Source organism: Sediminibacterium sp. FW305-C-61 (assembly GCF_058231065.1).
This window is the reverse complement of record NZ_JBIQXR010000005.1, coordinates 211,790-231,732: the sequence shown is the minus strand read 5'-3', so window position 1 is coordinate 231,732 and position 19,943 is coordinate 211,790. Positions and strand designations below refer to the sequence as shown.

Below are 19,943 nucleotides of genomic sequence, written 5' to 3'. Positions count from 1 at the left end.
TCATGAATGCAGCCATAGGAAAATACAGGTGGACGATATGTTCACTCATCTTTTTTGCTACTACGATTAACTACCTCGACAGACAGGTAATCAGTTTATTAAAGTCGACTTTGTCTGCTGAACTGAACTGGAACGATGCTGATTATGCCAATATTGAAATAGCGTTCAAACTATTTTATGCATTCGGTATGTTGGGGGCAGGTCGTCTGATCGATAAACTGGGTACTAAACTGGGGTATGCATTGGCAACAGGTTTATGGAGCCTGGCTGCTGTGTGTCATGCTTTTGCTTCAAGCGTATTAAGTTTTGCAGTGGTGCGCTCATTCCTTGGTGTAACAGAAGCCGGTAATTTTCCGGCAGCTATCAAGAGTGTAGCAGAATGGTTCCCCAAAAAAGAAAGAGCATTGGCAACTGGTATATTTAACTCAGGTGCCAATTTCGGAGCCATCATTGCTCCATTAACCGTACCTTTTATTGCGGCTGAGTGGGGATGGAAATGGGCATTTATCTTAACTGGTTTGATTGGTTTTATCTGGCTGATCTTCTGGTTCCTATTATATGAAGTACCACGCAAGCATAAAAAATTATCTAAAGCAGAATACGATTATATACATAGTGATGATGATGCCACGGTGGCAACAGAAGAAGGGCCTGTTGAGAAAGTATCTTGGTTTAAATTATTGGGCTTCAGACAAACATGGGCTTTTGCTATCGGTAAATTGTTGACAGACCCTATCTGGTGGTTTTATCTTTTCTGGTTACCAGATTTCCTTCAGGGGCAATATCAGTTAACTACAACACAAATAGCTGTTCCTGTTGCATTAGTATATACCATTTCTACATTAGGAAGTATATTGGGTGGATGGGTTCCTTTATGGCTGATAAAGAAAAATTGGACGGTCTTCAAAGCCAGAAAAACGTCTATGTTGATCTATGCATTATGCGTATTACCTATTGTGTTTGCGCAGGTGTTGGGAAGTATTAATATGTGGCTTGCAGTATTGATCATTGGCTTAGCAGCCGCTGCGCATCAGGCATGGAGTGCCAACATATTTACAACTGTAAGTGATTCATTCCCCAAAAAAGCCATCGCATCTGTTACAGGAATCGGTGGTATGTTCGGATCACTGGGAGGAATCTTACTTTCCTTACTGGTGCAGAAAAATATGTTTGTTTACTACCGCAGCATTGATAAAATTGAAGTGGCCTACTATATCATGTTCTTCATCTGTGGTTTCGCATACCTGGCTGGCTGGCTGGTAATGAATGCGTTGATTGGAAAGAGAAGGGAGATGGTGGAGATTTAGTTGTAGTCCATAGACCATAGACCATAGTCCATGGTCTATGGACAGTGAGTGGCGAGCGCTGTCAGGTCAGGTATTCTATATAGATTGTTTCTGTGGGATAGGATACTTTCTTGACGGCTAATGTAGGGCGGTATTCATTTTTGGTTTGTAGGAGAATCGTTGAATCGTCTTTCCAGCTAACGTTTATATTATGAATGCCTTCAATTGAATAAATAGGAGTTAGATATTCTTTAGTATAAATCTGCACTGATGTAGTAGCAGTTTTAGCGAATGTTTCTTGTTGGACAAGCAGTTGCTTATGGTGATCCGGAGATGCAACTGTCCAGGATTTAAAGTCTTTGGGTATTGGTCCGCCAACCGTTGACATATAGGTTACTGTTACAGAGTTATCATCATTTTGAACTCTAGATATTTCAGTACTATAATGACTTAAATCCTCGTACGTATGAGGCGGAAAGTTTTTTTCAACATAGTCTTGACTTAATTGTTCCAGTCTCTTTTTTTCCCCAGTATTGGTATTTGTTTTTTCATAATACTGCATCAGACTGTTGCAATCATATAGATCTTGCTGGCTGTTTAGCTCCGTCTTATTGTTGAATGATTCAGCAAGTGTTCTTATGTTTTCAAATAAGTCTTTTGTAAATCCTGTTTGCTCTTTAATAAAAGCGGCATAATTCAAATCCATCTTTCTTTCCAGCATCCTCAGCCAACGGTCAAGCTGGTATTTTAGTTTGGAAGCGTTCTTTTCCTGATAATCTTTTTCAGCCTGTATTTTTTCCCGTTGGAACATTTCCATTACCGGGTCTTCGTCATCACAGACAACAGTACTGCTATGATGTTTAATCATATAATCAAGCGTAGCTTGTAAAATGGTATATTTCTGTAAAAGCGTTGTTTTTTTAAAATCACTCATAAATGAACTTTAATTAGTGTTGGCGAGGAATATGCGTGAGTAAAAATTCAAATCAATTTTTACTCACTACTCACTATTGACTATTCACAACTCACTTTCTCTGCACTCAAAATAATTCCTGATCCAATGGCTTTGCTTCCTTCGTTCAGGGTGAAAGCATCATTGGACTTAAGATTCTTGCGAATATGTTTGGCGGGAATTAAGCGGATAAATACGGTGCCGGAATCACCAGGGTTTAATTGTGCCTGATCCAGCAGTTCTATTTCACCACAAAAATATTGCGTAGTATTAAATGCCAAGGCAGGTCTGTAACCTGTAGCAGCAGGGTTTTGTCTTCCACCCAAACTAGTGGGAAGAAGAGAAATTTTTGCTTTAATATTATAGGCTGTCCTTGATATCATTTGGTTGAATAAAGGTAATAAATTTGTTGAAACAGTTTAAATGTTGCTGGTCGATATTTATAGCGTCATGACCATCTAATTCCTGCCGAATATGTGTTACCTGTAAAAAAACTGATCATCAACCGATACGGTTAATATATCGGTATATGGAGGTACAAAATTCCGCTTAATACTTGCTACTACATATTCCCTTACAGCAACTTCATTACAAAAGAATTGCTTCGCCTCAAGCGTATTAATTTGGGTACGGAAACAGTTATGTAATTGTATATCTTCTTGTTCGGCATCAGAAACTGCACGATATAAAATCATAAACCAGATTAAAAATTAATCGGGCAATATGCATAATCATATCATGCTTTATGAACGTATTTATACCTGATTTTTTCCAAAGCCCCATGACAATAAATCCGACATCAGCGATCAGACATCAGCCATCACTCATTATCTTTGCTTTATGCAGTTAAGCTTCTCCTACGACAAACGAAAAGTAATACAGGCCCTCCGTTATCACTTTGTACAGAAACCTGAAATCAGGATTTTAATGATACTGGTGAATGTATTTGCTATTGCGGCGGCGGTGCTTTTTTATATGAAGAAAATAAGGCCAGAACCATTTCTGCTTGGGTCATTTATCTGGATCATGCTCATGTCATCCTTCTGGTATTTTCTACCCAATAATATTTATCGGAAAGCGAGTACATTCAAAGAAAGTTTTATAATTGATTTCAATGAATCGGCCATTAGACTGGAAAATGAGCGTGGGTATGTAGACTGGGAGTGGACAAAATTTGTCCGTTATTTTGAGAGTCCGCATTTTTTTCACCTCTATTTCGATAGTAAATCCTTCTTCCTGATCCCCAAAGAACCCATGGGCGACGAGTTCCGCCACGATTTGAGAGGACTGCTGAAGACGAAGATTGGCGATAAGTAAACAGAAGAACAGAGGAATGTCCAATATCCAATTTCCAAGGATTTACTTCGACGTTGGATATTGGACATTCCTCGGTTCTTCTGTTCTACAAGCTTTTTTCCATTACATAATGCGGAATGGTTACTTCCTGGAATTCGTCGCTGCAGATTTTATAGCCTTGTTTTTCGTAGAAACCAACGGCAGATGCGCGGGCGTGCATGGTGAGGCGCTTGTAGCCGCGGTCGCGGGCGATGTTTTCGGCAAACATCATCAATACCCTTCCAATCCCTTTTCCTTGTAGTCCGGCATAAACAGCCATTTGTCTTAGGCGAACTGTTTGAGGGCCGTCTTCCGTGAGCATACAGCATCCTTCCAGCTTTTCTTCGTCGAAACAGCCTATCAGGATATCATTGGTTTCTTTGGCCAAATCTTCCATGGTAAAACTGAGTCCCAGGGGTTTACGCAATATCTGGTAGCGTAATTCAACCATTTGCTGGTACTCTTTACTGCCGTGATCAATGAGTTTTAATGCCATAAGACGTACAAGATAGGAATCATTTTTAATATTTGAGATAGTGTCCGAAAGACCGAAAGTCGGGGAGTCCGGGAGATGGGAATGGGGTGTTTTGGGGTGAGGGTTGGAGTTATGTATATGATTTGAGAGGGAGTATGAAAGTCCGAAAGTCAGGGAGTCCGATGACCGGAAGACGAAAACCGGGTGTTTTAGGGGGAATACGGCGCAATCAATATTTAAAACGCACTTTCCTTCGGACTTTCGGACTCCCGGACTTCCGGTCTTTTTAAAATTAGTCCGAAAGTCCGGGAGTCCGATGACCGGAAGATGAAAACCGGGTGTTTTAGGGGGGATATTGGCGCAATCAATATTAAAACGCTCTTTCCTCCGGACTTTCGGACTCCCGGACTTCCGGTCTTTTTCTCTGTGGAAACAAATATGCCCGAAAAGATTGCTTATTTGACAAAAAGTATATTTTTGCGGCTGTAACAAAAACTTTTTACAATGTCAGACATCGCAACAAGAGTTAAGAAAATCATAGTTGACAAGTTAGGGGTTGACGAGGCCGAGGTTACCAATGAGGCTTCTTTTACCAACGATCTCGGTGCCGATTCACTGGATACCGTTGAGTTGATTATGGAATTCGAAAAAGAATTCAACATCTCTATTCCTGATGAGCAGGCAGAAACCATCACCACCGTTGGTCAGGCTGTTGCTTACCTGGAAGAACATGCCAAGTAAGAATTAATTTTATTTAAGGAATAATTTTACATCCGCCTTATTGCGGCTTCGGCCTCGAAAGGCGGATGTTCACTTAAACAGGTTTTGATCATGGAATTAAAGCGCGTTGTTGTTACCGGAATTGGCACCCTCACCCCGTTAGGAAATAACCTTGAAGATTATTGGACGGCGTTGATCAATGGTGTACCCGGAGCTGATAACATTACTTTATTTGATGCATCCAAATTCAAAACACGTTTTGCATGTGAGATCAAAGGCTTCGATCCAACACTCTTTATGGATCGTAAAGAAGCCCGTAAAACAGACCGTTTTGCACAACTCGCTATCGCTGCCAGTGAAATGGCCGTTTCCGATGCGGGTATTTCCAAAGACAATGTAGATATTGACCGCGTAGGCGTAATTTTTGCAAGTGGTATAGGTGGACTTACCACTTTCCAGGAAGAAGTGATCAACTTTGCAAAGGGCGATGGAACACCACGTTTCAATCCCTTTTTCATTCCTAAAATGATCCTGGATATTGCTGCCGGACTTATCTCCATGCGTCATGGATTTCGCGGACCTAACTACGCAGTAGTGAGTGCCTGCGCATCCAGTACCAATGCTATTATCAGCGCAGTAGATACCATTCGCCTGGGTAAGGCAGATATTATTGTTTCAGGTGGCGCAGAAGCCGTTATCAGTGAAGCCGGACTTGGTGGTTTTAATGCCATGAAAGCCATGAGCGAACGTAACGATGACCCTAAAACAGCCAGCCGCCCTTACGATAAGGACCGCGATGGTTTTGTAATGGGAGAAGCTGCCGGTGCACTTATCCTGGAAGAATATGAACATGCCATCAAACGTGGCGCAAAAATCTATTGCGAAATTGCAGGTGGTGGCGCAACAGCAGATGCATATCATCTTACTGCTCCACACCCTGAAGGACTAGGCGCGCGCAATGTAATGTTTGCTGCTTTGAAAGATGCTGGTATGCGTGCCGATGAAATTGATTATATCAATACCCACGGAACATCTACCCCATTAGGAGACGGAGCAGAAGTAAAAGCAATTACCGAAGTATTTGGTGAACACGCCTACAACCTCAATATCAGCGCAACCAAATCTATGACAGGTCACTGTCTGGGAGCAGCAGGAGTAATTGAGGCTATAGCCTGTATTAAAAGTGTGATGCACGACATCATACCGCCAACTATTAACCATTTTACCGATGACCCGGAACTTGATCCTAAATTGAATTTTACCTTCAATAAGGCACAACAAAAAACCGTAAGAGCCGCTTTAAGCAATACATTTGGTTTCGGAGGGCATAATGCCTGTGTAATCGTGAAAAAATATACAGCCTAAGATTTGTGCAGTTTTTAAAACGACTTTTTTCATCCAAATCGTCAGACGCTTCTTTTGAGGCACAACTGAAAAATGTATTGGGCCTAAAACCCGGTAACCTGCTTATTTATCGTACTGCCCTCAGTCACCGTTCGGTAAAAGACACCCCGGAAGAAAATAATGAACGCCTCGAATACCTTGGTGATGCGGTGCTAAGTGCCGTTGTTGCCGACTATCTTTTTAAAAGATATCCGTATAAAGGCGAAGGCTTTCTCACAGAAATGCGCAGTAAAATGGTTAACCGCCAGCAACTGAACGATATCGCCCTTAAAATGGGTCTGCGCAAGCTTACCTTCTACAACAAATTCGACAATTCCCTCAAAGGAAGTCAGATATTCGGAAATACACTCGAAGCAGTTGTTGGTGCGGTGTATCTTGATAAAGGGTACGAGAAAACACAACACTGGGTACTCAAGCAGATTGTTATTCCACACATGTTTGTAGACGATCTGGAATCGGTTGACATTAACCTGAAAAACAAACTAATCGGCTGGGCGAGTAAACACGGACGTACACTTACTTTCGACCTGGCAGACGAAAAAATGGAAGGCTCCCGCCGCCTCTTCACCATTCATATCATACTAGACGGCGAACTTCTTTCCGTCGGCAAAGGCTACAATAAAAAAGACGCCTCCCAGGTTGCCGCGCAAGCAGCGGTGGAAAAACTTGGGCTGCAATAGAAACAGAGTAATAAGGAACATGAAATAAGAAATCAGAAAGGATAACTACTTTCTGATTTCATGTTCCTTATTCCTTATTTCTCTGTTCTTTTTGCTTCCTGATACAGTTCAATCTACACCCCATTCTTTCCATCGGCAAAGGCTGCAATAGAAACAGAGAAATAGGGAACATGAAATAAGAAATCAGAAAAGGTAACTACTTTCATATTTCATGTTCCTTATTCCTTATTTCTCTGTTCCTTTTGCTTCCTGATACAGTTCAATCTACACCCCATTCTTTCCGTCGGCAAAGGCTGCAATAGAAACAGAGAAATAGGGAACATGAAATAAGAAATCAGAAAGGGTAACTACTTTCATATTTCATGTTCCTTATTCCTTATTTCTGTGTTCCTTTTGCTTCCTGATACAGTTCAATCTACACCCCATTCTTTCCGTCGGCAAAGGCTGCAATAGAAACAGAGAAATAGGGAACATGAAATAAGAAATCAGAAAGGATAACTACTTTCATATTTCATGTTCCTTATTCCTTATTTCTCTGTTCTTTTTGCTTCCTGATACAGTTCAATCTACACTCCATTCTTTCCATCGGCAAAGGCTGCAATAGAAACAAAGAAATAGGGAACATGAAATAAGAAATCAGAAAGGATAACTACTTTCTTATTTCATGTTCCTTATTCCTTATTTCTCTGTTCCTTTTGCTTCCTGACAAAGCTCCACCAACACCCCATTCGTTCCTTTTGGATGAAGGAAGCAGACGAGTTTGTTGTCGGCGCCGGATTTGGGTGTTTCGTTGAGGAGTTGGAAACCAAGCCCTTTTAAACGGGCCATTTCAGCCTCAATATCAGCTACTTCGAAGGCAATATGGTGTATCCCTTCCCCCTTTTTCTCGATAAAACGGGCAATTACGCCATCTGGGTCGGTACTTTCCAATAGTTCTATCTTGGTTTCCCCTACCTGAAAAAAGGCTGTATTGACGTTTTCTGAGGCCACAGTCTCGGTTTTGTAGCAGGGGGTAGACAGTAATTGCTCGAATAATGGGATGGAAATCGAAAAATTTTTAACGGCAAGGCCAATATGTTCAACTTTTAACATCTTTTATTGTTTTAAAATAGGCTTTCGATTTGTGAAAAAAAGCGGCTGGAAGCGGGTTTCAGTTCTGCAAGTATAAACCGATTGACGTATTTTTGTATTAATAAGCAAGCAAATTTCTCTGTACTATGTTGAAATTACCGATTTACCTTGATAACAATGCCACCACACCCATGGATCCCCGTGTGTTGGAAGCTATGATACCTTACTTTACCGAACATTTTGGTAATGCGGCCAGTCGTAACCACTCATTTGGCTGGCAGGCTGAAGAAGCGGTGGATTATGCACGTGAGCAGGTGGCTAAACTGATAGGAGCTGATCCGAAAGAGATCATCTTTACCTCAGGCGCTACCGAAGGTGATAACCTGGGTATCAAAGGGGTGTACGAAATGTACGCCAGTAAAGGGAATCATATCATTACCTGTACTACAGAACATAAAGCGGTATTAGATACCTGTAAGCATATTGAAAGATCAGGTGGGGAAGTTACCTACCTGGAAGTTAATCCGGAAGGATTGATAGACCTGAAAGAACTGGAAGCTGCAATTAAACCCAATACCATCCTTATTGCCATCATGTATGCCAATAATGAAATCGGGGTTATTCAGCCAGTAAAAGAAATCAGCGCCATCGCTCGCAAACACGGTGTTCTTTTCTTTACAGATGGAACCCAGGCAGTAGGTAAAATACCTGTTGACGTAAACAAAGACGGTATTGATATTATGGCTTTTACCGGACATAAAATGTACGGTCCAAAAGGCGTTGGTGCTCTTTATGTACGCCGCAAAAACCCAAGGGTAAAAGTAACTGCCCAGATGGATGGCGGTGGTCATGAGAGAGGCATGCGCAGCGGTACATTGAATGTATCTGGTATTGTTGGCTTTGGTAAGGCTTGTGAACTCGCAAGACTAGAAATGGCCGATGATGCTGCCAGACTGAGCAAACTGCGCGATAAGCTGGAAAATGCTTTAATGCAGTTGGAAGAAGCTTATGTGAACGGAAGTCGTGAACACCGTTTACCACATGTAAGTAATATTTCTTTTAAATACGTAGAAGGAGAGGGATTGATGATGGGCTTTAATAAAAACATTGCCCTTTCATCTGGTTCAGCTTGTACTTCTGCTTCACTGGAACCAAGTTATGTATTAAAAGCACTAGGACTGGGCGATGATCTGGCACATAGTTCGCTTCGTTTTGGATTGGGTAGATTTACTACCGAAGAACAAATCGACTACACCATCAAGGCTGTAAGTGAAACCGTATTAAAACTGAGAGAAATGAGTCCACTCTGGGAAATGTTCAAAGAAGGTATCGACCTGAACAGCATTGAGTGGGCACACCACTGATAATTTGAAAATGGGGTGATTTGAAAATTTGAAAATGATTTTTGAATTACCCAATTACTAACAAGTAGTATCGTCATTTTCAAATTTTCAAATTGTTTAATTTTCAAATTGATTCAACCATGGCATATTCAGAAAAAGTAATCGACCATTATAGTAACCCCAAAAATGTGGGTACGCTAGATAAAGGAAAAAAGAATGTAGGTACTGGTTTAGTTGGAGCTCCTGAGTGTGGCGACGTTATGCGTCTTCAGATTGAAGTAGACGATGCTACCGGTGTTATTACAGACGCTAAATTCAAAACTTTCGGATGCGGATCAGCCATTGCTTCTTCATCACTCGCTACTGAGTGGTTGAAAGGTAAAACAGTTGATCAGGCTGTTCAGATCGATAATATGGATCTGGTGGAAGAGTTAAACCTTCCTCCTGTAAAGATTCACTGCTCAGTATTGGCAGAAGATGCTATTAAAGCAGCTATCAACGATTATCGTAAGAAGAATGGTCTCGAAGAACTGGTATTCGAAGAGAAAGGCGTGCACTAATTTGTAAAAGGCTATTTTTCAACCATTAGCCATGAACTATTAACTATTAGTCAAATGGTCGCAACAGAGAACAGCATATACGTAAGCGATAAAGCAAAGAAAAAAGTACAGCAACTGATGGATGAAGCAGGTGTTGCAGGAGATACTTCGTACTTTTTAAGGGTCGGTGTTGTAGGAGGTGGATGTTCGGGCTTGAGTTATAAACTCGATTTCGATAATGAAATAAAACCAATGGATCAGGTTTTTGAAGACAATGGCGTGAAAGTAGTAACAGACCTGAAAAGTTTTTTATACCTCGTAAATACAGAACTTGATTTCTCCGATGGATTGAATGGCAAAGGATTTTATTTCAATAACCCTAATGCCAGCAGAAGTTGTGGATGTGGGGAGAGTTTTGCGGTGTAATGATAAATTATTAATGAATTATAAAATGCCTGGTATATCCAGGCATTTTTCTTTTGTAAACAAAAAAGCCTGGTATAGCCCAGGCCTTTTCCAAAAACCAACGGCATTTGTGTAAACAAATGCCAGAACAGGTTATCTGACACACATGAGAAAAAAAGAATGGCCTGTTCGATCGATTTGCTAGTTGAAAATAATATTCCCTTTCTCAGGCGGTGCCGGTGGAGCCGGCCGTTCTGGTTTTTGAATAACTATTGGAGGGTCTCCTTTTGGAGCTTTTTTGAGTTTTATTTTTGTTTTTTCAACCGGCGGAGGCGGTGGTGGCGGCGGTTGAGTGCCGGGCAACATTTTAATCTTTGGGGGATTGAATTTTGGTGCTGCTTTTGGCCGCTCAACTGGCGGCGGCGGTGGCGGCGGCATTTTCTTAACCAGCTTTTCAGATTGGTTCGTTTGAGCATTTGCAAATAAGCCCACGCCAAATACCGTAAGTAATAGCAGGATGATTTTCTTGAACATATGGCTGTTTTAACTTTAGATGCCATATTCAACAGATTCCATAAAGAACACATAAAATATTTATGAACGGCACTGTTATCGAAGAGAACAATTAGTTTTGACAATATGTGGATTATCTGCAAAAAAGAATGGCAACAATTCTTCAGTAGCTTAACAGGCTTTATTGCCCTGGCAGTATTCCTGCTGATCAATGGTCTGATGCTATTCGTTTTCCCGGAAACAAGTATCCTGGAGTTTGGATATGCCAGTCTGGCCGGCTTTTTTAGCTTAGTACCCTGGATACTTTTATTCGTTGTACCTACCATTACCATGCGAAGTTTTTCGGATGAATATCGACTAGGTAATTTTGAAATATTACGTACACTACCCCTTTCTCCGGGTCAACTTGTTTGGGGAAAGTTTTTCGGTGCCCTGATAATTGTTTTTTCCGCCATACTACCTACCATTATTTATGCCATCTCCATACAAACACTCAGTGTAACCGGAGGAATAGACATAGGTGCGACAATTGGTAGTTATTTAGGTCTGTTATTACTCGGTGCCGTTTTCACCGCAATCGGAATTTGTACCAGTAGCTATACTAATAATACAGTAGTAGCATTTATTGCCGGAGCTTTTGTATGCTTCTTGTTATACAATGGATTCGATGCCATCAGTAAACTGTCTGTATTTAGTGGAGGAATGGATTATTACCTGGAAATGCTCGGTATCCATTTTCATTACCGCAGTATCAGCAGAGGAGTAGTCCGCATAAGCGACATTGTTTACTTTTCTGCTATTATATACTTTTTTCTTTTTCTCACACAAAGGAACCTGTTGAAAAGATAACGCACCATTATGCCGCAATTATTAAAACATAAATATGGTTGGTTGGGCTTGCTGGTAATACTGGTAGCATTGATTTATCTATCGGCTAATATTGGTTACAGGGCAGACCTGACCGCAGATAAGCGATACAGTCTTACCAACCCTACAAAACAATTATTATCAACCCTGGATTCAACCATTCAGGTAGATGTTTTTCTAACGGGTGAATTGCCTGCAGACTATAAAAAACTTTCACTGGCTACACAGGAGTTACTGGATGAATTTAAGTCACTGTCGGGTAACCAACTGATTGTGAAATTTGAAAAGCCAGGGGAAGATTTATCCAACGATACAGCCCGAGCCATACTTTATGATAGCCTGGCAAGTTTGGGTGTTATATTTGAAAGAAGTGAAATAACCAGCAGCGATAAATCTACCGCACAACTTATTATTCCATCAGCCCTTGTGCGTTATGGAAACAGAAGACCTATTGCTATTGACCTGAGAAGCAGCAGAAAAATTTTCAGGCAATACAATGTGATGAATGATGTTGAGCCGCTTGAAGACAAGGAAGCCACACGTAATGCAGCCGAGGCATTATTGGAGTATAAGTTCGCTAATGCCATCGATAAACTTACCAGAAAAAATATTCCTACCATCGCTTATCTGGTTGGTAATGGTGAACCAACAGACCTTAAAGTAAATGATCTGGGAGAAAGTTTACGTAATGAATACAGGCTGGCCGTCTTTGACCTGAAACAAGGTTATCCCGACCCTACACTAATCGATGCAATGATTATTGTAAAGCCCACACAAACTTTTACGGAGGAAGACAAACTAAAATTGGATCAGTATGTAATGAATGGCGGTAAGCTGATTTGGTTCATCGATAAACTACATGCTGAATTAGACAGCCTGATGCGCAGCCAGGCAGAGTATACTGCATTTGACCGTGGATTAGACATTGATGATCTTCTTTTTAAATATGGTGTTCGTATTAATGGAGATTTGTTGCAAGACCTGAACTGTTCTAAAATACCTATTGTTATTGGCCGCAATCCCGATGGTTCACCCAATATGCAGCGTGTTCCCTGGCCTTATTATCCTTTTTTGGCATCCCAAACGAATAACCCTATTTCAAAAAATATAGACCGGGTATTACCCATCTTTCCATCCAGTATCGATACGGTTAAGGCACCGGGAATTCAGAAAACAATATTATTGGCATCTGATACCAATAGCCGTCGCATTTCTTCTCCGGCCATTGTATCAATCAACAGTGTAAAATCAGAAGAGGATCTGCGGAGCTTTAATAAAAGTTTTGTGCCGGTTGCGGTATTGCTGGAAGGAAACTTTCAGTCATTATTTGCGAACAGGGCCAGCAATAACTTAATGGATTCAGTACAAAGAACAACAGGCCGCCCATTTTTAAAAGCAGCTAAAGTATCCGGGAAACAAATTGTAGTATCTGATGCTGATATTGTAACCAATGCATTAAGTAATACAACCGGTCCACTTTCTATGGGTGAACTTCCCTTTGAAGGGTATCGATTTGCCAACCGGGAGTTTTTCCTGAACTGTATAGATTACCTGGTAAGCAATAATGGCTTATTTGAAAGCAGGAATAAAACCATTGTACTCCGCTTATTGGATAAAGAAAAAATAGCCAATCAAAAAAATACCTGGCAATGGATTAATATTCTTGCCCCGCTGGTATTATTGGGAATAGCAGGAGCAACACTGCAATTGAGGCGAAAAAAGAAATACGGCAAGTAAACACCTGCGACGTGCTGGAATCTTATCTTTACGGTCTAATTTACCCTCATGACCACTCATCAGATCGTATACCTTGTTTTTGGGATCGTTTTAGTTCTGGCACTTGTATTTGACCTTGGTTTGCTGAGTAAGAAGAATGCCCAGATAACCATTAAACAGGCTTTAAAACAGACTTTTTTCTGGGTTTCGCTTGCATTGGCATTTTTCGTTTTTATGTGGGTTGAAGAAGGACAAAAGCTGGCCCTCGAATACCTGAGTGCTTACCTGATGGAATGGAGCCTGAGCATCGATAATATTTTTGTATTCATCCTCATATTCAATTCTTTTAAAGTAAAAGAAAAATTCTACTCCCGCGTATTGTTGATTGGTATTCTAATGGCCATCGTATTCAGGGTTATTTTTATAACGATTGGCGTTGCCTTGGTTGAACAGTTTCATTGGGTGTTGTATATTTTTGGTGTGTTCCTGGTTTATACCGGATACAAAATGTTTACTTCAAATGAAGAGAAAGAATTTGAACCCCACGACACAAAAATTTATCGCTTCCTGAAAAAATACCTGCCCCTGGCACCTCATGATGGCGATGGCAAATATGTGGTTCGTGAAAATGGTAAACCTTTATACACCACTTTGTTTGTGGTAGTAGTATTACTTGCATCGATTGATCTTGTTTTTGCGCTTGATTCAATTCCGGCTGTAATGGGTATTTCCAGAGATAAGCTGGTGATTTATACCTCCAATATTTTTGCGGTACTTGGACTGAGATCCCTGTTTTTCTTATTGCGTGGAGCAGTTTCAAAATTCGATTACCTGCAACAGGGAATCGCTATTGTACTGGTAATTATTGGCGTGAAAATGCTAGGCGAACATTATATCAATATGTGGGTGGATAAGAGCACACAGGTATTTATCTCCCTCGGACTTATCGTACTCTGTATTTCGGGATCTATATTTTATTCGATGTTTGCTAACAAAAAAGGAGCGCCCAAGGATGTGCACGATGGGTCACTCTGATAAAACCATGCTCTTTATTGGCGTATACAATTCAACATATAGCAACCATCATCAAAGCAGAACGGATACCGTCCGTTGATCAGTCTATTCAATACCTGCTAACCGACAGCCGTAAACTGGTATTTGCAGAAAACACCTTGTTTTTTGCCTTGAGTGGTCCGCGGCGTGATGGGCATAGCTTTATTACAGAGTTATACAGCAGGGGACTTCGTTTTTTTGTAATAGGGAAACAGGGGATAGATACTACTATATATCCCGATGCCATATTCCTTGAAGTGCCGGATGTATTGCAGGCATTGCAACAATTAGCCGCATGGCACCGAAAACAATTCAGTATTCCCATTATTGGCATTACCGGTAGTAATGGAAAAACGATAGTAAAAGAGTGGCTATACCAATTATTACATACAGAGGCGCAAATTGTAAGAAGTCCAAGAAGCTATAATTCACAAATCGGTGTTCCTTTAAGTGTTTGGCAACTCAATCAATCTCATACACTGGGTATATTTGAAGCAGGCATTTCAAAGGAAGGTGAAATGGAAGCCTTGCAGCAAATTGTGCAACCTACAATTGGTGTATGGACCAATATCGGAGCTGCACATGCGGCAGGGTTTAAAGATGAATTATCAAAAGCTGTAGCCAAGGCAAAATTATTTTCGGATGCGGATAGTCTAGTGTATTGTAAAGATAGTATTGAACCTTTGCTGGATATTTCGGGAAAGAACAGACAACTATTTAAAGAAAATATTCAGTTCTTCAGTTGGAGCAGAGAGACTACTGCTGATTTGCGGGTGACTGCGGAAGAAAAATCAACACAACAAACCCTTGTCAGTGCAACTTACCAGGGTAGCCAGGTACAAATTCAAATACCTTTTACCGATCGTATATCAATTGATAATGCCATCACTTGTTGGGCCGTATTATTATTAATGGGCTATTCTGCAGAATGGATAAATAAACGCATGATGTTGCTGGAAGCAGTAGATATGCGTATGCAATTGAAGCGAGCAGTTAATAATTGTTATCTGCTGAACGATAGCTATAGTAATGATATAGCTTCACTCGAACTGGCACTCGATTTTTTATTGCAACAGGCTGGAAAAAATAAAACCACACTGATCCTTTCTGATCTTTTGCAAACCGGTAAAACGGATGCACAGTTATATACCTATATCATAGAACTACTGATACAAAGAGGGGTAAGCAGGTTGATTGGTATTGGCAGCATGATGCGCAGCCAAAGTACTGTTTTCGAAAAATATAAGTCCGATATTGAATTTGTTTTATTCGAATCGACGGAAGATTTTCTAAAGCATGCTTCATTGAATCAATTCAGGGATGAATATATTTTATTGAAAGGAGCCAGGGTATTTTCCTTTGAAAGGATCAGTCAATGGCTGGAACAAAAAATTCACCAGACCGCAATGGAAGTAAACCTTACGGCCATGGTTCATAACCTGAAAGCATACCAGCAGGAGCTTTCACCGAGTACCCGTATCATGGCCATGGTAAAAGCTTTTAGTTATGGAAGCGGTACTGCGGAAGTAGCAAGGATATTGCAATTCCATAAAGTAGATTATCTGGCAGTAGCATATGCCGATGAAGGGCTTGAATTGCGCAAAGCGGGGATAAGCATGCCGATCATGGTAATGAATGTTGATGAAGCCGGCTTTGATGCCATGATACAATACGACCTCGAACCGGAGATATATTCTTTCAATATTTACCATGCTTTCCACCAGTTTTTAAAGAGGCAGGCTATTACCCAGTATCCGGTTCACATAAAGTTCAATACAGGTATGAACAGATTGGGCTTTGAGGTTTCTGAAGCAAGCGAACTGGCTACTCACATGAAGGAACAGGGAACCATGGTTGCCAAATCGGTATTGAGTCATCTGGCAGCAAGTGAATCTGCTTCACTGGACGATTTCACCCGTGAACAGGTTCGCAGGTTTGAAATAGCAGTGGCAGCGATGAAAGAGGTACTTGGTTATTCATTTATCAGGCATATTGCAAATTCGGCAGGTATATTCAGACATCCGGAATACCAGTATGATATGGTGAGGTTGGGAATTGGATTATATGGTGTTGACAGCGCCAACCAGCATCAGTTGTCGTTACAGACAGTTGCAACGCTTAAAACTACCATAGCGCAAATCAGAAGGGTTCCTGTAGGCGAAACCGTAGGTTATAATAGAAAAGGTGTTCTAAGCCGTGATAGTATGATTGCGACCGTAAGAATAGGCTATGCAGATGGCTATAGTCGCAGCCTCGGAAATGGCAGTGGATATATGATGTTGAAGGGCAAAAAAGCACCTGTAGTGGGTAATATTTGTATGGATATGACCATGATCGATGTTACAGATATACCAGAAGCCACCGAAGGAGATGAAGTAGAAGTTTTCGGTGCCCAGGTACCGGTTCAGGACCTGGCTGACTCATCTGGGACCATTGTGTATGAAGTGATGACCGGAATCAGCCAACGGGTTAAAAGGGTATATGTAGAGGAATAAAAGCATGATTTAACAAACCAACCTTTTAGTGAATACCAGATTTGTTGGTTCAGCCCCTATCTTTGCGACTGTATAAATTTACCAGTAAGTGAAAGGAAAGCAGCTGTTTTTATTGATCCTCGCCATTATTGTAGCCGATCAGGCATTAAAGTTTTATATCAAACTGAATTATTATGCTGGTGAGGAGCATAAAATAATTGGTGATTGGTTCAGGCTGCATTTTGTTGAAAATGAAGGCATGGCCTGGGGCTGGAAATTTGGTGGCGGCTTTGGGAAAATAGCCCTCACACTTTTCAGATTGGTTGCCGTAATCTGGGGTACTTTCCTGCTGCGCGATTTCATCAAGAAACATTACCATAAAGGTTTTATGATCTGCGCCGGACTCATTTATGCCGGGGCATTGGGTAACCTGATAGATAGTTTATTTTATGGATTGATCTTTGAGCAAAGCAATCCTTTTACACAAAATGTAGCCACTTTGTTTCCTTCAGGTGGCGGCTATGCTGGTTTATTGCATGGTAAAGTGGTAGATATGTTTTATTTCCCCATCATTACTGATACTCATTATCCAAGTTGGGTGCCATTTGTTGGGGGAGATGACTTTGAATTTTTCAGACCAGTGTTTAACCTTGCCGATGCCTCTATCTCGGCTGGTGTAATAGCCATCTTAATCTTCCAGAATAAATTCTTCAAACACCAGAAAGAAGAAAAACATTCAACCGTAGAAACCAAATCTGTGGTGGATGATAAAACGCAGATATTCTAGTAATATTTCGCCAGATAGCATCATGTAAAATCAGCGGGTAAGATAAATATCTGATTGCTGTTGATGCGTAATCGTTATTAATAGAACAGGAATTTTCAAGATTTATCATGATATATCTTGAAAATCATGAAGATCTGCGTTCCATCATACGCTACACTTCCAACCAGATTATCTCAGACGGCAATGGCTATCAATTCATTGCTTACCAAGAACCCCTATTAATGTGGACTAATTAGAACACTTCTTTTCTCTTTAAGGAAACAGACTGATTAGCTGCAGGAATTACCTGATCAATCAGGCCAACCCCTTTCGCATAATAGCTGGTTCCTTCAATAAGCGCGCGGTAGCTGCCGCCATCTGGTTTGAAGTGAATAACCCTTTTTACGCTTATTACATCTGAATAGGAAGTATTAAACACATTGTAGGTAATGCCTTTACCCATGATGGTAAATACAGCTTTGCTAACACCTACTTCCGACCCTAGTTTTACTTTGCCATATTCCGGACTTTCCCATGTTGTGCTTACGGCTACATTATCTTTCAGAAAAGGATAGGTAATGAATGTATTTGGAATAGAATCGAAAAGAAAGAGGTAATCGAAATCTGTGGTGCTTAGTGCATAGTAATTTCCGGCATTGTCTTTCGAGAAATAATAAGGTTCTCCCAGTGGATTTGTATCAAATTGTTTGAAGACCATATTATCGAAGAATACGGTCTGATTGGTAACAGTTGACCTGAAAGTATCCAAAGTGCCAAGTTTTGGAAGGTATTCGTAGGTCCAGTTTGATGCAAGTGTATTGGGGAAATAATCTGTACTTGTACCCCCACCTGAACCGCCGGTTGCAGTTGTTACTACAGAGAAAGCACAGAAGCTGCTGCCAAATGTGAGTACAAAATCTGCTCTGTTGGGCAGTATGGGTTTACCGTATCCTTTCAGTTTTACGGTTGTAGCTCCGGTTGTTAAAGCAAAGCCCGAATCAATGAACCACATTCCATTGATGGTATCTGAATAAATCTTGTATTTTCCTTGTAAGGTGAAGTTTACCTTAATAACAACATAGTTGCTGTCTGTAAGATTCTGGTCAATTACATATTCACCATGTACAACTGCATCTTTGCATGAACCAGAGCTATCTGTTAATGAACCTTGGGCAGTACCGCCCAGTCCTGTTCCTTCTTTACTTACCTCTTTTTGGCAAGCCCAGATAAACAAAACTGCAGAAAGTAAAACGACCCATCTGGAACTGATTTTTTTCATAGTGCCTTAGCTTTTCTATACTCTTAGACTAAAATTAAGCCAATAACGCAGCCTCGTCCTTCAAATTACTATTTTTTAGTAAATGCAACACATTATTTAACGTAGTAATAGCAATCTGGGAAAGGGCCTCATCGGTGAAAAAGGCCTGGTGGGCGGTGATCAATACATTCGGGAAGCTCATGAGCCGCTGGATATCATCATCCTGGATGATATTTGAGGATAAGTCCCTGAAAAACAGCTTTTCTTCCTGTTCATAAACATCCATACCCAAAGCTCCGATATGTCCTTTTTTTAGTGCCTGGATAATGATTTTTGTATCAATTAATCCTCCTCGGCCCGTATTAATGAGCATGGCCCCTTTTTTTATATAATCGATGGTTTCAGCTCCGATAATATGTTTGGTTTGTTCGTTTAAGGGGCAGTGTAAAGAGATGATATCCGACTGTAATACTTCAATAAGTGGGTGATAAGTTACGCCGATTGATTCCATTTCTTTATTGGCAATCAGGTCGAAAGCTTTAACTGAACATCCAAATCCAAGCATGATTCTGCAAAATGCTTTACCAATATTTCCTGTGCCAATTACACCAACCGTTTTGCCATGCAGGTTAAAACCCAATAACCCATTTAGTGAAAAATTTTGTTCCCTTACACGGTTATATGCTTTATGTGTTTTTCGGTTAAGGGTGAGAATCATTGCAGTTGCATGTTCGGCAACAGCTTCAGGAGAATAGGCGGGAACCCTGCAAACATGGATAGCATTTTTACGGCAGGCTTCCAGGTCAACATTATTAAATCCTGCACAGCGAAGTGCAATCACTTTGACGCCATGTTCTTTTAAAATAGAAACAACGGATGCATTTACTTTATCATTCACAAAAACACAAACTGCATCAGCGTTTTTGGCTAATGAGGCTGTATGTTCATCGAGAGAAATGTCAAGAAATTGCAACTCAAACCCCAACGTATCATTATACCGCTCAAAAAAAAGCCGGTCATAAGGCTGGGATGAGAAGAAGGTGAGTTTCATGGGGTAAAGATAGTGAATGGTCAATGGTGAATTGT

The 19,943-nt window shown here is 40.7% G+C and carries 21 protein-coding genes; 13 read left to right on the top strand and 8 right to left on the bottom strand.

What is annotated here, in order from left to right; genetic code table 11:
• Positions 1-2 precede the first annotated feature (2 nt).
• The gene (locus ACH30E_RS14120) at positions 3-1,307 is read left to right on the top strand and encodes an MFS transporter (protein ID WP_490825300.1); all 1,305 of its coding nucleotides are present in this window, start codon (positions 3-5) and stop codon (positions 1,305-1,307) included.
• 61 nt (positions 1,308-1,368) lie between these two features.
• Here ACH30E_RS14120 and ACH30E_RS14115 read toward each other — a convergent pair whose 3' ends face one another.
• The 3 genes from ACH30E_RS14115 to ACH30E_RS14105 form a co-directional block, all read right to left on the bottom strand.
• A complete protein-coding gene (locus ACH30E_RS14115) occupies positions 1,369-2,220 on the bottom strand; it encodes a hypothetical protein (RefSeq protein ID WP_490825301.1) in 852 nt (283 codons plus the stop codon).
• 80 nt (positions 2,221-2,300) lie between these two features.
• The gene (locus tag ACH30E_RS14110) at positions 2,301-2,621 is read right to left on the bottom strand and encodes an EF-Tu C-terminal domain-related protein (protein WP_490825302.1); all 321 of its coding nucleotides are present in this window, start codon (positions 2,619-2,621) and stop codon (positions 2,301-2,303) included.
• Between the two features lie 96 nt (positions 2,622-2,717).
• The gene (locus ACH30E_RS14105) at positions 2,718-2,933 is read right to left on the bottom strand and encodes a hypothetical protein (RefSeq protein WP_490825303.1); all 216 of its coding nucleotides are present in this window, start codon (positions 2,931-2,933) and stop codon (positions 2,718-2,720) included.
• Positions 2,934-3,078: 145 nt separating this feature from the next.
• Between ACH30E_RS14105 and ACH30E_RS14100 the strand changes: the two genes are divergently transcribed.
• The gene (locus ACH30E_RS14100) at positions 3,079-3,555 is read left to right on the top strand and encodes a YcxB family protein (RefSeq protein WP_490825304.1); all 477 of its coding nucleotides are present in this window, start codon (positions 3,079-3,081) and stop codon (positions 3,553-3,555) included.
• A gap of 85 nt (positions 3,556-3,640) precedes the next feature.
• Here the strand turns inward: ACH30E_RS14100 and ACH30E_RS14095 are convergent, their stop codons facing one another.
• On the bottom strand, positions 3,641-4,069 hold the full coding sequence (locus ACH30E_RS14095; RefSeq protein WP_294990118.1) for a GNAT family N-acetyltransferase: 429 nt from the start codon (positions 4,067-4,069) through the stop codon (positions 3,641-3,643).
• Between the two features lie 483 nt (positions 4,070-4,552).
• Between ACH30E_RS14095 and ACH30E_RS14090 the strand changes: the two genes are divergently transcribed.
• From ACH30E_RS14090 to rnc, 3 genes are all read left to right on the top strand, one after another.
• On the top strand, positions 4,553-4,789 hold the full coding sequence (locus ACH30E_RS14090; protein ID WP_026751146.1) for an acyl carrier protein: 237 nt from the start codon (positions 4,553-4,555) through the stop codon (positions 4,787-4,789).
• A 90-nt stretch (positions 4,790-4,879) separates the two neighbouring features.
• Complete coding sequence (gene fabF / locus ACH30E_RS14085) at positions 4,880-6,133, top strand: beta-ketoacyl-ACP synthase II (RefSeq protein WP_294990125.1); 1,254 nt, start codon at positions 4,880-4,882, stop codon at positions 6,131-6,133.
• A gap of 5 nt (positions 6,134-6,138) precedes the next feature.
• The gene (gene rnc / locus ACH30E_RS14080) at positions 6,139-6,852 is read left to right on the top strand and encodes a ribonuclease III (RefSeq protein WP_294990128.1); all 714 of its coding nucleotides are present in this window, start codon (positions 6,139-6,141) and stop codon (positions 6,850-6,852) included.
• 678 nt (positions 6,853-7,530) lie between these two features.
• On the opposite strand, the gene mce is transcribed toward rnc, so the two are convergent.
• Positions 7,531-7,944: a methylmalonyl-CoA epimerase gene (gene mce / locus ACH30E_RS14075; RefSeq protein WP_294990131.1), complete on the bottom strand. Its 414-nt coding sequence runs from the start codon at positions 7,942-7,944 to the stop codon at positions 7,531-7,533.
• A 125-nt stretch (positions 7,945-8,069) separates the two neighbouring features.
• Between mce and ACH30E_RS14070 the strand changes: the two genes are divergently transcribed.
• The 3 genes from ACH30E_RS14070 (at position 8,070) to ACH30E_RS14060 (ending at position 10,231) form a co-directional block, all read left to right on the top strand.
• The gene (locus ACH30E_RS14070; RefSeq protein ID WP_490825305.1) at positions 8,070-9,287 is read left to right on the top strand and encodes an IscS subfamily cysteine desulfurase; all 1,218 of its coding nucleotides are present in this window, start codon (positions 8,070-8,072) and stop codon (positions 9,285-9,287) included.
• 119 nt (positions 9,288-9,406) lie between these two features.
• Positions 9,407-9,826, top strand: coding sequence for a Fe-S cluster assembly scaffold IscU (gene iscU, locus ACH30E_RS14065; protein ID WP_294990136.1), 420 nt, complete (start codon positions 9,407-9,409; stop codon positions 9,824-9,826).
• Between the two features lie 54 nt (positions 9,827-9,880).
• On the top strand, positions 9,881-10,231 hold the full coding sequence (locus tag ACH30E_RS14060) for a HesB/IscA family protein (RefSeq protein WP_294990139.1): 351 nt from the start codon (positions 9,881-9,883) through the stop codon (positions 10,229-10,231).
• A gap of 180 nt (positions 10,232-10,411) precedes the next feature.
• On the opposite strand, the gene ACH30E_RS14055 is transcribed toward ACH30E_RS14060, so the two are convergent.
• Positions 10,412-10,744: a hypothetical protein gene (locus ACH30E_RS14055; protein WP_490825306.1), complete on the bottom strand. Its 333-nt coding sequence runs from the start codon at positions 10,742-10,744 to the stop codon at positions 10,412-10,414.
• A gap of 105 nt (positions 10,745-10,849) precedes the next feature.
• Here ACH30E_RS14055 and ACH30E_RS14050 point away from each other — a divergent pair, with 105 nt between their 5' ends.
• The 5 genes from ACH30E_RS14050 (at position 10,850) to ACH30E_RS14030 (ending at position 17,620) form a co-directional block, all read left to right on the top strand.
• Complete coding sequence (locus ACH30E_RS14050) at positions 10,850-11,572, top strand: ABC transporter permease subunit (RefSeq protein WP_490825307.1); 723 nt, start codon at positions 10,850-10,852, stop codon at positions 11,570-11,572.
• 9 nt (positions 11,573-11,581) lie between these two features.
• Entirely contained in the window at positions 11,582-13,327 is a 1,746-nt protein-coding gene (gene gldG / locus ACH30E_RS14045) for a gliding motility-associated ABC transporter substrate-binding protein GldG (RefSeq protein ID WP_490825308.1), read from the top strand.
• A gap of 48 nt (positions 13,328-13,375) precedes the next feature.
• Positions 13,376-14,341, top strand: coding sequence for a TerC/Alx family metal homeostasis membrane protein (locus ACH30E_RS14040; protein ID WP_294990151.1), 966 nt, complete (start codon positions 13,376-13,378; stop codon positions 14,339-14,341).
• Positions 14,342-14,358: 17 nt separating this feature from the next.
• Positions 14,359-16,854 carry a bifunctional UDP-N-acetylmuramoyl-tripeptide:D-alanyl-D-alanine ligase/alanine racemase gene (locus ACH30E_RS14035; RefSeq protein WP_490825309.1) on the top strand — a complete coding sequence of 832 codons (2,496 nt, stop codon included), beginning with the start codon at positions 14,359-14,361 and terminating at the stop codon, positions 16,852-16,854.
• 88 nt (positions 16,855-16,942) lie between these two features.
• Positions 16,943-17,620, top strand: a complete 678-nt coding sequence (locus ACH30E_RS14030; RefSeq protein ID WP_294990154.1) for a lipoprotein signal peptidase — start codon at positions 16,943-16,945, stop codon at positions 17,618-17,620.
• 232 nt (positions 17,621-17,852) lie between these two features.
• Here the strand turns inward: ACH30E_RS14030 and ACH30E_RS14025 are convergent, their stop codons facing one another.
• Entirely contained in the window at positions 17,853-18,878 is a 1,026-nt protein-coding gene (locus tag ACH30E_RS14025; RefSeq protein WP_294990156.1) for a hypothetical protein, read from the bottom strand.
• Positions 18,879-18,912: 34 nt separating this feature from the next.
• Entirely contained in the window at positions 18,913-19,908 is a 996-nt protein-coding gene (locus ACH30E_RS14020) for a 2-hydroxyacid dehydrogenase (protein ID WP_490825310.1), read from the bottom strand.
• Between the last annotated feature and the right edge of the window lie 35 nt (positions 19,909-19,943).